The sequence below is a fragment of the Microbispora sp. CSR-4 genome, assembly GCF_008033685.1.
GTDB lineage: Bacteria > Actinomycetota > Actinomycetes > Streptosporangiales > Streptosporangiaceae > Microbispora.
In genome coordinates, this window is record NZ_VJVX01000337.1 from 1 (window position 1) to 270 (window position 270).

Consider the following 270-nt stretch of genomic DNA (forward strand, 5'->3'; position numbering starts at 1 on the left):
CGTGGTCGGGGTGGTGTGCGGTCGTCGTGGGTGGTGGTGGGGTCGGTTCGTGAGGTGGCCCAAGAGCTGGCGCTGACCCCGCTTCCCGACGATGTGGACATGTGCCTGGCCGAGGCGGAGGAGTTGCTGTTCGCCCGGGATCGGATCACCTGCGCCCTGGCCGATCGGGTGGGGCGGGTGCATCGGGCGGGGCAGGCCAGGCAGCATGGGCATGCCTCCACCCGGTGCTGGTTGCGCACCAGTGGGGGGATGACGGTGGGCGGTGCGGGC

The 270-nt window shown here is 71.9% G+C and carries 1 protein-coding gene; it reads left to right on the forward strand.

Annotation, left to right across the window (positions count from 1 at the left end):
• Positions 1-54 precede the first annotated feature (54 nt).
• On the forward strand, positions 55-270 hold a 216-nt coding region (locus tag FLV34_RS40055; protein WP_147945657.1), incomplete at its 3' end, for a hypothetical protein.